This is a genomic window from Nitrobacter sp. 62-23 (assembly GCF_001897285.1).
Lineage (GTDB): Bacteria > Pseudomonadota > Alphaproteobacteria > Rhizobiales > Xanthobacteraceae > Nitrobacter.
Genome location: NZ_MKSM01000137.1, coordinates 1 through 13,373, shown reverse-complemented (window position 1 = coordinate 13,373; position 13,373 = coordinate 1). Strand labels below are relative to the sequence as shown.

Below are 13,373 nucleotides of genomic sequence, written 5' to 3'. Positions count from 1 at the left end.
ATACGGGAGCCAGATGTCAGATATGGATTCCGGGTTCGCGCTCGGCACGCTTCGGAATGACGGAAATGCCGATTGCTAGGACGGCGTTGCGCCGTTGGCAAGACGCCTTTGCGCCAATTGCCTCGCCTTCCGAAGCTGCCACAATGCGCTGCCGGAGGTTCGAGTTGAGCGCACTAGACCCACAAAACGCGCCTGCGAGCCCCGCGCGGCTGATTCTGATCCTGTCGCTTGCGGCCACCGTCGGCCTCGGCTTGGGCCGATTCGCCTATTCGCTGGTGCTGCCGGACATGCGCGACAGTCTCGGCTGGTCCTATTCGGCTGCCGGCTTCATGAATACGATCAATGCGGCCGGCTACCTCGCCGGCGCGCTGATCGCGGCCTCGGTCGCAAAGCGCTTCGGAACCGTGGCGAGCACGCGCTGGTCAACGGCGGCCGCAGCCGTCTCATTGGCGCTCTGCGCGCTGACGGGAAACTTCATCGTTCTCAGCTTCGCCCGCTTGATCGTCGGAATCGCCGCGGCGATCGGATTCGTCGCCGGCGGAACATTGGCCACGACGATCGCGCAGTCGCAGCCGGCACGATCGAACTTCCTGATCAGCCTGTTCTACATCGGCCCCGGCATCGGCATTCTCTCATCGGGTCTCGTCGCGCCGTTCGTGCTGCAATATTTCGGGCCCGGATCATGGTGGATCGTGTGGTGGGTGATGGCCGCGCTCGCTTTTGTGATGACGGTGCCGATGTTCCTCGCACGCTTCGACGTCGCTGCGGGCGGTCCGCAGACCGCACGGGGGCGCTTCGCGGTTGGCCCCGCCATCATCTTCCTCGCAGGCTACTTCCTGTTCGGCGCCGGCTATATCGCCTACATGACGTTCATGATCGCCTATGTCCGCGACGGGGGCGGCGGCGCGCTGGCGCAAAGCGCGTTCTGGAGCCTGATCGGCCTGAGCACGCTTGCTACGCCGTGGATCTGGCGGCGCACCTTCGGCCTCGACCGCGGCGGTCTCAGCATGGCCATCGTCCTCGGCGTCAACACCATCGGCGCGGCGCTGCCGCTGCTGGGCCATACGCCGCTCTTGCTCGGATTGTCGGCGCTGGTGTTCGGCGTGTCGTTTTTCGCGGTGGTGACATCGACCACCGCGTTCGTGCGCTTCAACTATCCGCCCGCGGCATGGCCCACGGCAATCGCGGCAATGACCATATCCTTCGGCATCGGACAGACGGTCGGACCTGTCATGGTCGGCGCGATCACCGACGCCATGGGCAGCCTGTCCTACGCGCTCAACGTCTCGGCGGCGATGCTCGCGGCCGGCGCGATCCTGTCTGCGTTCCAGCGGCGACTACGGCGCGATCCAACATCCTGAGTCATTTGGAGTGAGGCGTGAAACGCCCCTCACCCGGAGCCTTCGGCTCCGACCTCTCCCCCGGCGGGGAGAGGTAAGGAGACCGCCATCCCGATCCACCTGACAGTGATGGACTCTACTGGATGACGCCACAGGCGATGCGGCCGCCAGCCTCGCCGGTCGGGTCGGTCTTGTAGTCGTCCGCCGCCGCGTGGATGACGATGGCGGTGCCGTCCGGCTTCAGGACCGAATTCGGCTTGTCCTTGTCGAGCGTGACGGCCGTGTTGACCACTTCGAATTTTAATTCGCCCGAGGCGGGCACGACGAGGTTCGGCATGTCGCCGGCGTGGTGACCATCGGCCGCCATCATGCCGTGCTTCTTGTTGGCGGGATTGAAATGACCGCCAGCCGACGTAAACGGCGGCTCGCATTTGCCGACCGCGTGAATGTGAAAAGCATGATCGCCGGGCGGCAGGCCTTTGAGGGCAGCCTTGAGCAGAACCCCGTCATCGACCTGCGTCAGTTCGACGGTGCCGACGTCGGCGCCCTGGGCGTTTTTCAGAGAAGCCTTGGCGGAATTGGCCGAAGCCGCGGTCGCGGTCATGGTCACGAGAGTCGCCGCCGCGAACAGGGTACGAGCGATCATGGAAAACCTCCGGCTGGGGAATCAGGGCTTCGGATATCGGTGCGGCCCACCTATAGCAGCCGGAAATGGCAGCGGCCAGTCGCGTCAGATGCCGCTAAAGGAATTATAACCTTGGTCCTCCCAGTAGCCGCCCTTGTAGTCGTTGGTGACCTCCATCGAGACCACGTATTTCGGGTTTTTAAAGCCGAGCTTGGTCGGAACCCGGATCTTCATCGGATAGCCGTACTTGCGCGGCAGGATTTCGCCGTCGAACTTGAACGTCATCTGGGTCTGCGGATGCAGCGCGCTCGCCATGTCCAGCGGACTGTTGTAGCCGTCGACATCCGCGCACTGGAACCAGCAATATTTCGCACGGGTGTCTGCGCCGACCAGTTTGAGAAAATCGCGCAACGGCGTTCCGCTCCAGCTTCCGATTGCGCTCCATCCCTCGACGCAGACGTGCCGGGTGATCTGCGTGACCTCGGGCAGCTTGTAAAGTTCGTCGAGCGTCCATGATTTGACGTTGTCGACAAGCCCTCGCACCTCGAACGTGTAATCCTCGCGGTCGATGTCCGGCGCTTCATCCTCGGAATAGTAGCCGTTGAAGGGAAACGGCCGAGTGATGTCGGCTTCCGTATAGGTCGGCGCCAGCGTGTTCGGATTGAAGATCGCGGCCTGCACCTTGTCGTTGAACTTTGAAACCTGAGTGAGCAGCTTCTCCGCCGAGAAGCTGTCCGATACGTCGCACCCGGTCAGCAAGGTCAATGCGCCGAGGCTGGCGCCCCCGGCGATGAAACGGCGGCGCGCCGGATCGGGCAGCAATTTCGCCGCGTCCCTGACAAGCAGCTTTTTGTCGACGCCCGGGATCAGAAGCGAACGGAGACGGCGCATGACTAGCTCTCCCAGAGCATGATCCCGAAAGTGGAAACCGGTTTTCAGATAAGCTCATGCTCAATCAAAAGAATCAGGCCAGGTCCGATCAGACCTAGCGACCTGTAACCATCGCGCGCAGGCTTTTTGGCACCAGCAGCGCGAGCGCGACATGCACGACCAGAAACGCGACGATCAGCGCCATGCAGGCGAAATGCACATAGCGCGCGAAATCATAGCCGCCGAACACCGCCGTCAGCCACTGAAACTGGACCGGTTTCCAGATCGAGAGGCCCGACAGCACCACCACGATCCCGACAAGGATGATGGCGGCGTACAACAGCTTCTGCACCTGATTGTATCTCGACAGGTCGGCATGGGACAGCTTGCCGGTCAGCGCCGCTTTGGTATCGGCCGCAACGCCCGATGGCGTGATCGGCCATAGCTTCCGGCGGAAGCGCCCGGTGGCGAGCCCGAGACCAAGATAGACGAGACCGTTGACCACCAACAGCCACATCGCCGCGAAATGCCACAGCAACCCGCCGGCGAGCCAGCCGCCGAGCGTGATCGAACGCGAGAAGGTGAAGTCGAACAGCGGCGAGGCATTGTAGATCTGCCAGCCCGACATGATCATGACGATCATCGCCGCCGCATTGATCCAGTGAACGACGCGCACCCACGCCGGCTGAATAACCTTGACGGGAGGAGAGGCGGTGCGGCCGTCGCTGGCTGATATGCTTGTCATGAGAAAATCCACGTCCGTCGGCCGTCAGTGGCGCATGAGGAAGATGTATAGATATTGTATGCCGGTATTGGTTGCGGCATCGCCGAATATCACCGGATCGAGACACCAACGCGTCACAACTTAGCGATCAGGCCGACGGGATCAAAGCCAGCAGGAACTCCGCCATGACCGCCAACCTGTTTTCGCGCCTGTTCGACGATCTCGACGACGCAGACCGGCTCGCGATCGAAACGCCGGACGGCCGCCGCATCACCTATGGCGATCTGATCGCGTTTTCGGGGCGGCTGGCCAACGTGCTGGCGGCGCGCGGCCTCAATCCGGGCGACCGCGTCGCCGTTCAGGTCGAAAAGTCGGTACCGAATCTCGCGCTCTATCTTGCGGCGTTGCGCGCCGGGGCGGTCTATTTGCCGCTCAACCCGGCCTACACCCTCAACGAACTCGACTATTTCATCACCGACGCCGAGCCGTCGCTAGTGGTCTGCGATCCGTCGAAAGCGGAAGACCTCGCGGCGATCACGGCGAAGGTCGGCGCCAGGGTCGAAACGCTTGACGCCAATGGAAAAGGATCGCTGACGGAAGCCGCAATGGCGGCACGGCCCGAATACATCACGGTCGCGCGGGCCCGAGATGACCTTGCGGCGATTCTCTACACCTCCGGCACCACCGGACGCTCCAAAGGCGCGATGCTGACCCACGACAATCTGGCATCGAACGCTCCAGCCTCGTCGACTGCTGGCGCTTCACCGACCAGGACGTGCTGATCCACGCGCTGCCGATCTATCACACACACGGACTGTTCGTGGCGAGCAATGTCACGCTGCTGGCGCGCGCCTCGATGATCTTCCTGCCGAAGTTCGAGCCCGGCCTCGTCATCGAACTGATGGCGCGCGCCACGGTGCTGATGGGCGTGCCGACGTTCTACACACGCCTGCTGCAAAATCCGGCACTGACGCATGAATCGACCAGCCACATGCGGCTGTTCATCTCCGGCTCGGCGCCGCTGCTCGCCGACACGAACCGCGAATGGTCGGCCCGTACCGGTCACGCCGTGCTGGAACGCTATGGCATGACCGAGACCGGCATGAACACGTCGAACCCCTATGACGGCGATCGCGTTCCCGGCGCTGTGGGGCTTCCCCTGCCCGGCGTCTGCGTCCGCATCGCCGATCCCGAAACCGGCAGGGAACTGCCGCGCGAGGCTATCGGCATGATTGAGGTCAAGGGCCCAAATGTGTTCAAGGGCTATTGGCGGATGCCGGAGAAGACCACGGCGGAGTTTCGCCCCGACGGCTTCTTCATCACCGGCGACCTCGGCAAAATGGACGAGCAGGATTACGTACACATTCTCGGCCGCGGCACCGACCTCGTGATATCGGGCGGCCTCAACGTCTACCCGAAGGAAATCGAGAGCGAGATCGACGCGCTGCCGGGCGTGGTCGAGACCGCCGTCATCGGCGTGCCGCACCCGGACTTCGGCGAGGGCGTCACCGCTCTCGTGGTCCGCGACAAGGGCATCGAGGTGACCGAGGCCGGGGTGCTTGGCGCGCTTGAGCAGCGGGTGGCCAAATTCAAGATGCCGAAGCGCGTGATCTTCATTGACGAGCTGCCCCGCAACGCCATGGGCAAGGTGCAGAAGAATATCCTGCGCGACACCTATGCTGATCTCTATGAGTGAAGTTAGCCCGGAGCAGCCATGAATCGCGCTTCAGGATCCGGTCCACTGCGGGGTATGTTAAGGAAAAGTGAATGCGCTAGCCCTGAACTGCCATTCGCAAATAGCGATTTGAGCGTTGCGCAGGCTGTTTTGACTCCATAAGTATATGTGCAGAATTGCTTGTCGCGGAATCCCAACCGGGTGGCGCCGCGCGCCCGCAACCAGCGAAGGCATCGATGACTATCAGAATCGAACGTCCGCTTTCGCCGCACATACAAATTTACCGCTGGACCCTGACGATGACATTGTCCATCGTCCACCGCGCGACCGGCATGGCGCTCTATTTCGGAACCCTGCTCCTGGTCTGGTGGCTGTTTGCGGTGTCATCCGGGCCCGGCGCCTACGCTGCGGTCCAGTCGTTCACCGCGAGTTGGATCGGCCAGCTGATCGCATTCGGATACACATGGGCGCTGATGCACCACATGCTGAGCGGCGTTCGGCACCTGGTCTGGGATCTCGGTTATGGATTCAAGCCCGCTGAGCGGGAATGGCTCACCCGGGCAACGCTGATCGGCGGCATCCTGCTCACGGTGCTGCTGTGGATCGTGGCCTATGCGATCGGAGGCGGACGATGACCATGCAGCCGCTTTCCCGTCCGAAGTCGATGCGGACGCCGCTGGGACGGGTTCGCAACCTCGGCGCCGCCCATTCCGGAACCAAGGACTTCTGGCGGCAGCGCGTGACCGCGGTCGCCATGGTCCTGCTGATCGTGCCGATGGTCGTGGTCATGATGATCCTGCTCGGCCGCAACCAGGCCGGCGCGGCGCAGATTCTCGGCTCGCCGCCGATCGCCATCATCATGCTGCTGTTCGTCATCGCCAGCATCTGGCACATGAAGATCGGAATGCAGGTGATCATCGAAGATTACGTGCACGACGAGAAGATCAAGCTGATGTCGATCATGGCCAACAATTTCTTCTCCGTCACACTGGCGCTCGCCGCCACTTATGCCATCTTCAAACTGTCATCCGGAGTGTAGTGCATGGCCGGAAACGGCAGCGCGGCGGCCGCCAACGGCAAGGCCTATCCCATCGAAGACCACACTTATGACGTCGTCGTCGTCGGCGCCGGCGGAGCCGGCCTGCGGGCCGTCGTGGGTTGCGGCGAGGCCGGCCTGCGCACCGCCTGCATCACCAAGGTATTTCCCACCCGTTCGCACACCGTTGCGGCGCAGGGCGGCATCTCCGCCTCGCTCGGCAACATGCACAAGGACGACTGGCGCTGGCACATGTACGATACCGTCAAGGGATCGGACTGGCTCGGCGATCAGGACTGCATCGAATACATGGTGCGCAACGCGCCGGAGGCGGTCTACGAACTCGAGCATTGGGGCGTGCCGTTCTCGCGCACCGAAGACGGTAAAATATACCAGCGCTCGTTCGGCGGCATGACCATCGATTACGGCAAGAGCCAGGCCCAGCGCACCTGCGCTGCTGCCGACCGCACCGGCCATGCGATGCTGCACACGATGTATGGCCAGGCGCTACGCCACGCCGCGGAATTCTTCATCGAGTTCTTCGCCATCGACCTCATCATGGACGATCAGGGCGTCTGCCGCGGCGTGATCGCGCTGAAGCTCGACGATGGCACCCTGCACCGCTTCCGCGCCCAAACCACCATCCTCGCCACCGGCGGCTACGGACGCGCCTACGCCTCCTGCACCTCGGCGCACATCTGTACCGGCGACGGCGGCGGCATGGCGCTGCGCGCAGGGCTGCCGCTCCAGGATATGGAGTTCGTCCAGTTCCACCCGACCGGCATCTACGGTTCGGGCTGCCTCGTCACGGAAGGCGCGCGCGGCGAAGGCGGCTATCTCGTCAACGCCGAGGGCGAGCGTTTCATGGAACGCTATGCGCCCTCCGCCAAGGACCTCGCCTCGCGCGACGTGGTCTCGCGCGCGATGACGATCGAACTTCGCGAAGGCCGCGGCGTCGGCAAGAAGAAAGACCATATCTTCCTGCATCTCGACCATCTCGACCCCAAGGTGTTGCACGAGCGGCTGCCCGGCATCTCGGAGTCGGTAAAGATATTCGCCGGCGTCGACGTCACCCGGGAGCCGATACCGATCCTGCCGACCGTGCACTACAACATGGGCGGCATCCCCACCAACTTTCATGGCGAAGTCGTCACAAAGAAGACCGGCGACGACAATGCGGTCGTGCCGGGGCTAATGGCGGTGGGCGAAGCCGCCTGCGTCTCCGTGCATGGCGCCAACCGCCTCGGCTCCAATTCGCTGATCGACCTCGTGGTGTTCGGCCGCGCCGCCGCCCAGCGCTGCGCCGAGAAGCTCACCGCCGGCGCCGAGCAGCCGGATCTTCCCGCAAACTCCAGCGAGATGGCGCTCGGCCGCCTCGACAAATTCCGTTACGCGTCCGGCGGCACGCCGACCGCGAGGCTGCGCGAGAGCATGCAGCGGGTGATGCAGGCCAACTGCGCGGTTTTCCGTACCCGTGACGTCCTGACCGAAGGTCAGAAACTGATTCACAAGGTTTATGACGGGATCGCCGACATCGCCGTGTTCGATCGCTCGCTGGTGTGGAACACGGACCTGGTGGAGACGATGGAATACGACAATCTCATCTCCCAGGCGGTGGTGACGATGGAATGCGCCGCCAACCGGACCGAAAGCCGCGGCGCCCATGCGCGCGAGGATTACCCCAACCGCGACGATCAGAACTGGATGAAGCATTCGCTGGCGCGACTGGGCGATCGCGGCATCACCACGATCGATTATCGCCCGGTGCACGATTTCACGATGACCAACGACGTTCAGTATATCCCGCCGAAAGCGCGGGTATATTGAGAGACAAAAATTTGAGACAGAACTTTCACAGGCCGGACTTCCGGGACGCGAGCAAAAGCGAGCGAACCCGGAATCCGTGGACCGGGTGAAGAGTAGAGTATGGGTTTCGGACCTGCATCCGGCCGGCTATCGCCGCCCCGAACGCATTCCGGAATGACGAAAAGGTGGGACCAGACCGATGGTTAAATTCGCGCTTCCGAGAAACTCAAAGGTGACCGGCGGCAAGACCTGGCCGAAGCCGGAAGGCGCGACCGAAACGCGCGAATTCAAGGTCTACCGCTGGAATCCAGACGATGACAGCAATCCCAGCATCGACACCTTTTACGTCGACGTCAACGAGTGCGGCCCGAGGGTGCTCGACGGCCTGATCTGGATCAAGGACCATATCGATCCGACCCTGACCTTCCGCCGCTCCTGCCGCGAGGGCGTGTGCGGCTCCTGCGCCATGAACATCAACGGCCAGAATACGCTGGCCTGCACCAAATCGATGCACGACGTCGCCGCCGACGCGGTGAAGGTTAGTCCGCTGCCGCACCAGCCCGTGGTGAAGGACCTCGTGCCGGACTTGACGAATTTTTACGCGCAATACGCCTCAATCGAACCATGGCTGAAGACCACGACGCCGACGCCGCAGAAGGAATGGCGGCAGAGCCGCGACGACCGCGAAAAGCTCGACGGCCTCTACGAGTGCATCCTGTGCGCCTGCTGTTCGACGGCTTGTCCGAGCTACTGGTGGAACAGCGACCGCTTTCTCGGCCCCGCCGCGCTGCTGCAGGCGGCGCGATGGGTTAGCGATTCGCGCGACGAAGCCACCGGCGAGCGCCTCGACTACCTCGAGGATCCGTTCCGGCTCTATCGTTGCCACACCATCCTGAATTGCACCAAGGCCTGTCCGAAGAACCTGAACCCGGCGGAGGCCATCGCCATGCTGAAGCTGAAGCTGGTCGAGCGGCAGATGTGATAGGCAGCGCGATAACGAGCCGCGCGCATCACCTCAATCCGTGATCACCATGGCCCAGAAGCGCCGATAGGGCGATGACGGCTTTGCAACCGATGCGACGCCGACACGCCGCGCGCCCGGCATCTGAAGATTGGCGCGATGTCCGCTGCTCTCGGCCCATTGCCTGATCGTTTCGGCGCAAGTGAGAAAACCGGCCGCGACATTCTCGGCCGCCAGCCGTCGATGGACCGGCGCGATCCGGACGAAGAAATTGCCATTCACGTCGTGGCTGATCGTTTCCGCCCGCGCCATCGCCGCGGCTTGTTGTCGCGCGATCCGATCGAGTGCTGCATCGGCGCGAACGGCTGTCAGTCCATGGGCGCGGCGATAGGCGCTGATCTCGGATGCGCAGCCGCCCGCATGAGCCACGCTGTTCGCGACCATGGCCAACACCGCGACCGCAGCCGGTGAAATGAATTTCATGCGAAGCCCCTCACCTCAAGTTCCACGACGTCCCGCTCCGCGACGAGACAGCGGCTAAGGGAACATCGCGCTGCATGAACCGTTAGGTCCGCAAGAGATTCCCGATCCTCCAAGGTCATGAGATTCCCGATCCTCCAAGGTCATGGAAATTGCGGATCGGCTTATTGCCACACGTTAACTTCGGTGGAGACACGCGATGGATATTCAACCGACGGAAGTGCCGCCCGTCAAGCCGGGCCGTCCGACGGAGCCACCGCGCGAAGCACCGCCTGGAAGTCCGCAGCCTGGTCCCGACATTCCCCCGCCAGTGCACGAGCCGGACGCGCCACCCCCGCCTCCGCGAGAAATGCCGGGCCAGACGCCGGAGGAATTGCCGACACCGGCTCCCCCGGCTCCGCCCGCCCAACCACCTGCAACCGATGTGCTCAGGTAGCAACGCGCGAGGCCGCTGGCGTAGCAGCTGAATGCGACATGAATTCCGGACGCTTTTCATCAGGCGCGCCCACAAATAAATCGTCCTTCGCCGCCGACCGCCGCCACATTACAGCCGTATCGCTATCCGTTGATCACGCCACCGTCACCATCGGCCAGCAAGCTCGCGCTCGTTGCCGAAATTTTTGTTGGGATAAAGAAAGATTGTCATGACGAACTTTCGCCTGCTGCTGCTGGCCACGTCGGCTCTCACTGTCGCGTCGTTGACGCCGCCGCCGTCACACGCGCAATCCGCGCCGGTCCAACTCGCGCAGGCTTCCGCGCCGGCCGAACAGAGCGAGGGCGAGCGAAGGCGGAGAGGTCAGTCACCGAACGCCGCGCCGAATCATCAAGCCCCTCCCGGCGCGCCGGCGCGGCCCGCTCCGCCTCATGCAGAACCGCCGAGAACGGCGGCGCCGCCGCCTGCTGCAGCACGGCCTGCCCCGCCGACAGCCGAGCGGCCAAGGCCGGCGACACCACCGTCACACGCAACGCCTCCAGCCGAGCCGCGAGCCGCACCTGCGACGCCTCCAGCAGCCCCGAAGTCTCCCGCGCCGCCAGCCGCCGCCGCGCCGCCGTCTCCATCGAAAAACGCGCCACCGCCGCCGGCCGCAGCAAGACCGGCGCCGACGCCTGCTCCGACCGCGCAACCACAAACTGCGCCGCCTGCCAACGCTGAGCCGAGCCCGGCGCGACGCGGCGAGGGAGGCCGTGGTGGACCTGGACGCGAGCATACCGGACCCGGTGGACGCGGGGGCCCGCCGGCTGGCCGCGGAGGCCAACCGGGCGGCGCAACGCCCGCGCAAACGGCCCCGGCGCCCGGCACGACGCCGGCAGCACCGACTGCAGCACCGACAGCGGCTCCGACGTCGCCCCGCGCGACATCCGCCCCTCCGGCTCCGCCCGCCGCCACGCCGCCGGCCGGAGCCCCGAACGGAACGAAGGCGGACTACCAGCCTTCCGCTCCTGGCAACCGAACGGCGCTGCCGCCCGGCACGCCCGTCTCCCGTCACGGACCGCCTACCGTCACGGCCCCGCTGCCGCCGCCACCGTCAGGGGTGCAGGAATTGGTACCGATCGCGCCCGGCACAGCACGGCAGGGACCGCACAACATCGACGCGTTCCGCTCCGAGCGGCGGCAGACCGAACAGGGCGGCCGCACCATCATCACCGAACCGGGCCGTGTCATCGTGCGCGACCCGAGCGGGCAGTCTTTCATTCGGCACAACGAGGAAGATCGCTTCCGCTATGGCGCGCGCGATGTCCGCCAGGAGCGGGTCGGCAACGACACCCGCAACGTGGTGACGCGGCCGGACGGCACGCAGATCATCACGATCAACGACCGCGACGGGCGGATGCTGCGGCGAATCCGCCGCGATCAGCGCGGTCACGAAGTGATCATCATCGACAACCGCCGCGGCTACGGCGGGGCGGCCGGCTTCGCCGCCGGCGCGGTGGCCGGCGCGATCGGCGGTTACTTCGTCTCGCTGCCGCCACCGCGCATCGCAATTCCGCGCGACCGCTACATCGTCGAGGCCGAAGATGCGCCGCCGGAGGTGATCTATGATACGCTGCTGGCGCCGCCAGTGGAGCCGATCGAGCGCGCCTATACGCTCGATGAAGTCCGCTACAGCCCGATGGTGCGCGCGCGGATGCCGAGCATCGATCTCGACACCATCAACTTCGAGACCGGATCGTGGGACATCTCTTCCGATCAGGCATCGAAACTGCAGGTGATCGGCGACGGCATCAATCGCGCGATCACCCGCAACCCAAGCGAGGTGTTCCTGATCGAGGGTCATACCGATGCGGTTGGCAACGACGTCGACAACCTGTCGCTATCGGACCGCCGCGCGCAATCTGCCGCCGAGTTGCTGACCCAGCGATTCCAGGTGCCGCCCGAAAACCTGGTGACGCAGGGCTACGGCGAGCAGAGCCTGAAGGTGCAGACCGACGGTCCCTCGCGGGAGAACCGGCGCGTCACCGTGCGCCGCATTACGCCGCTGCTGGACGGCGGATCGGCCTCCGCCGCGCCACCCCCGCCGCGCTGATACGCGGTTCAACACATGCGAATGGCCGGGAGCGATCCCGGCCATTTTTGTTATTGTTCGCTGTCATACGCAGGCACAGGCGCGAACCCTACAACCCCAGCTTCTTCCTGCGCTGGCCGAGCGTGCGCAGCCGCAGCGCGTTGAGCTTGATGAAACCGGCCGCGTCGCGATGATCATAGGCCACCGCCCCTTCCTCGAAGGTGACGAGGTCCTGATCGTACAGCGAGTATTTGCTATCGCGACCGGCGAGGATGACGTTGCCCTTGTAGAGCTTGAGCCGCACCTGCCCGGTGACATATTGCTGGCTGTGATCGATCGCGGCCTGCAGCATTTCGCGCTCCGGGGAGAACCAGAAGCCGTTATAGATCAGCTCGGCATATTTCGGCATCAGCTCATCCTTCAGATGCGCAGCGCCGCGATCGAGCGTGATCTGCTCGATGCCGCGATGAGCGACGAGAAGAATGGTGCCGCCGGGCGTCTCGTACATGCCGCGTGACTTCATGCCGACGAACCGGTTCTCGACCAGGTCGAGCCTGCCGATGCCGTTGGCGCGGCCGAGTTCGTTCAGCTTCGCAAGCAAGGCCGCGGGAGACATCCTGTTGCCGTCAATGGCGACCGCATCGCCCTGCTCGAAATCGATCGTGATATAGGTCGGCTGATCCGGCGCGGCCTGCGGATCGATGGTGCGCGAATACACGTAGTCCGGCACTTCCTGCGCCGGGTCTTCCAGCACCTTGCCCTCGCTGGAGGCGTGCAAAAGGTTGGCGTCGACCGAGAACGGCGCTTCGCCGCGCTTGTCCTTGGCGATCGGGATCTGATACTGCTCGGCGAACGCGATCAATTGCTCACGTGAACGGAGGTCCCACTCGCGCCACGGCGCGATGATGGTGATGTCGGGCTTCAGCGCGTAATAGCCGAGTTCGAAGCGGACCTGATCGTTTCCCTTGCCTGTCGCGCCGTGCGCGACCGCATCGGCCCCGACTTTCTCGGCGATCTCGATCTGCTTTTTCGCAATCAGCGGTCGCGCGATCGAGGTGCCCAGCAGATACTGGCCCTCATAGACCGCGTTGGCGCGAAACATCGGGAACACGTAGTCGCGGACGAATTCCTCGCGCAAATCCTCGATGAAAATGTTCTCGTCCTTGATACCGAGCAACTGCGCCTTCTTGCGCGCCGGCTCAAGTTCCTCGCCCTGACCGAGATCGGCCGTGAAGGTCACGACCTCGGCGCCATAGGTGGTCTGCAACCATTTCAAGATAATCGAGGTGTCGAGCCCGCCCGAATAGGCGAGCACCACCTTCTTCACCTTCTTGCTCATGAAAATCCTGTGG

13 protein-coding genes and 1 pseudogene are annotated in these 13,373 nt (G+C 63.9%); 8 read left to right on the top strand and 6 right to left on the bottom strand.

Annotated features, from left to right (window positions below; translation table 11 throughout):
• The first annotated feature begins 143 nt into the window (after positions 1 to 143).
• Positions 144 to 1,361, top strand: coding sequence for a YbfB/YjiJ family MFS transporter (locus BGO16_RS16865; protein WP_292620220.1), 1,218 nt, complete (start codon positions 144 to 146; stop codon positions 1,359 to 1,361).
• A gap of 115 nt (positions 1,362 to 1,476) precedes the next feature.
• Here BGO16_RS16865 and BGO16_RS16860 read toward each other — a convergent pair whose 3' ends face one another.
• The 3 genes from BGO16_RS16860 to BGO16_RS16850 form a co-directional block, all read right to left on the bottom strand.
• The gene (locus BGO16_RS16860; RefSeq protein ID WP_292620218.1) at positions 1,477 to 1,986 is read right to left on the bottom strand and encodes a superoxide dismutase family protein; all 510 of its coding nucleotides are present in this window, start codon (positions 1,984 to 1,986) and stop codon (positions 1,477 to 1,479) included.
• An 84-nt stretch (positions 1,987 to 2,070) separates the two neighbouring features.
• The gene (locus tag BGO16_RS16855) at positions 2,071 to 2,856 is read right to left on the bottom strand and encodes a molybdopterin-dependent oxidoreductase (RefSeq protein WP_292620217.1); all 786 of its coding nucleotides are present in this window, start codon (positions 2,854 to 2,856) and stop codon (positions 2,071 to 2,073) included.
• A 94-nt stretch (positions 2,857 to 2,950) separates the two neighbouring features.
• A complete protein-coding gene (locus BGO16_RS16850) occupies positions 2,951 to 3,580 on the bottom strand; it encodes a cytochrome b/b6 domain-containing protein (protein ID WP_292620216.1) in 630 nt (209 codons plus the stop codon).
• Between the two features lie 164 nt (positions 3,581 to 3,744).
• Between BGO16_RS16850 and BGO16_RS16845 the strand changes: the two are divergent.
• The 5 genes and pseudogenes from BGO16_RS16845 (at position 3,745) to BGO16_RS16825 (ending at position 9,058) form a co-directional block, all read left to right on the top strand.
• Positions 3,745 to 5,255, top strand: a pseudogene (locus BGO16_RS16845) (malonyl-CoA synthase).
• Between the two features lie 215 nt (positions 5,256 to 5,470).
• Complete coding sequence (gene sdhC / locus BGO16_RS16840) at positions 5,471 to 5,869, top strand: succinate dehydrogenase, cytochrome b556 subunit (RefSeq protein ID WP_292620214.1); 399 nt, start codon at positions 5,471 to 5,473, stop codon at positions 5,867 to 5,869.
• A 29-nt stretch (positions 5,870 to 5,898) separates the two neighbouring features.
• Positions 5,899 to 6,273: a succinate dehydrogenase, hydrophobic membrane anchor protein gene (sdhD, locus tag BGO16_RS16835; protein WP_292620308.1), complete on the top strand. Its 375-nt coding sequence runs from the start codon at positions 5,899 to 5,901 to the stop codon at positions 6,271 to 6,273.
• Between the two features lie 3 nt (positions 6,274 to 6,276).
• Entirely contained in the window at positions 6,277 to 8,097 is a 1,821-nt protein-coding gene (gene sdhA, locus BGO16_RS16830; protein ID WP_292620213.1) for a succinate dehydrogenase flavoprotein subunit, read from the top strand.
• A 178-nt stretch (positions 8,098 to 8,275) separates the two neighbouring features.
• A complete protein-coding gene (locus tag BGO16_RS16825) occupies positions 8,276 to 9,058 on the top strand; it encodes a succinate dehydrogenase iron-sulfur subunit (RefSeq protein WP_292620212.1) in 783 nt (260 codons plus the stop codon).
• Positions 9,059 to 9,091: 33 nt separating this feature from the next.
• Here BGO16_RS16825 and BGO16_RS16820 read toward each other — a convergent pair whose 3' ends face one another.
• The gene (locus tag BGO16_RS16820; protein ID WP_292620211.1) at positions 9,092 to 9,520 is read right to left on the bottom strand and encodes a CAP domain-containing protein; all 429 of its coding nucleotides are present in this window, start codon (positions 9,518 to 9,520) and stop codon (positions 9,092 to 9,094) included.
• Positions 9,521 to 9,716: 196 nt separating this feature from the next.
• Here BGO16_RS16820 and BGO16_RS16815 point away from each other — a divergent pair, with 196 nt between their 5' ends.
• Positions 9,717 to 9,953: a hypothetical protein gene (locus tag BGO16_RS16815; RefSeq protein WP_292620210.1), complete on the top strand. Its 237-nt coding sequence runs from the start codon at positions 9,717 to 9,719 to the stop codon at positions 9,951 to 9,953.
• A gap of 248 nt (positions 9,954 to 10,201) precedes the next feature.
• Here BGO16_RS16815 and BGO16_RS18210 read toward each other — a convergent pair whose 3' ends face one another.
• Complete coding sequence (locus tag BGO16_RS18210; RefSeq protein ID WP_363092324.1) at positions 10,202 to 10,645, bottom strand: hypothetical protein; 444 nt, start codon at positions 10,643 to 10,645, stop codon at positions 10,202 to 10,204.
• 413 nt (positions 10,646 to 11,058) lie between these two features.
• Between BGO16_RS18210 and BGO16_RS18205 the strand changes: the two genes are divergently transcribed.
• A complete protein-coding gene (locus BGO16_RS18205) occupies positions 11,059 to 12,042 on the top strand; it encodes an OmpA family protein (protein WP_363092322.1) in 984 nt (327 codons plus the stop codon).
• Positions 12,043 to 12,130: 88 nt separating this feature from the next.
• Here the strand turns inward: BGO16_RS18205 and BGO16_RS16805 are convergent, their stop codons facing one another.
• Positions 12,131 to 13,360, bottom strand: a complete 1,230-nt coding sequence (locus BGO16_RS16805) for an argininosuccinate synthase (protein WP_292620306.1) — start codon at positions 13,358 to 13,360, stop codon at positions 12,131 to 12,133.
• Positions 13,361 to 13,373 lie beyond the last annotated feature (13 nt).

Coding starts and splice junctions, on each gene's coding strand:
- BGO16_RS16865 (WP_292620220.1), top strand. CDS start 144: ATGCGCTGCCGGAGGTTCGAGTTGAGCGCACTAGACCCACAAAACGCG.
- BGO16_RS16860 (WP_292620218.1), bottom strand. CDS start 1,986: ATGATCGCTCGTACCCTGTTCGCGGCGGCGACTCTCGTGACCATGACC.
- BGO16_RS16855 (WP_292620217.1), bottom strand. CDS start 2,856: ATGCGCCGTCTCCGTTCGCTTCTGATCCCGGGCGTCGACAAAAAGCTG.
- BGO16_RS16850 (WP_292620216.1), bottom strand. CDS start 3,580: ATGACAAGCATATCAGCCAGCGACGGCCGCACCGCCTCTCCTCCCGTC.
- sdhC (WP_292620214.1), top strand. CDS start 5,471: ATGACTATCAGAATCGAACGTCCGCTTTCGCCGCACATACAAATTTAC.
- sdhD (WP_292620308.1), top strand. CDS start 5,899: ATGCGGACGCCGCTGGGACGGGTTCGCAACCTCGGCGCCGCCCATTCC.
- sdhA (WP_292620213.1), top strand. CDS start 6,277: ATGGCCGGAAACGGCAGCGCGGCGGCCGCCAACGGCAAGGCCTATCCC.
- BGO16_RS16825 (WP_292620212.1), top strand. CDS start 8,276: ATGGTTAAATTCGCGCTTCCGAGAAACTCAAAGGTGACCGGCGGCAAG.
- BGO16_RS16820 (WP_292620211.1), bottom strand. CDS start 9,520: ATGAAATTCATTTCACCGGCTGCGGTCGCGGTGTTGGCCATGGTCGCG.
- BGO16_RS16815 (WP_292620210.1), top strand. CDS start 9,717: ATGGATATTCAACCGACGGAAGTGCCGCCCGTCAAGCCGGGCCGTCCG.
- BGO16_RS16805 (WP_292620306.1), bottom strand. CDS start 13,360: ATGAGCAAGAAGGTGAAGAAGGTGGTGCTCGCCTATTCGGGCGGGCTC.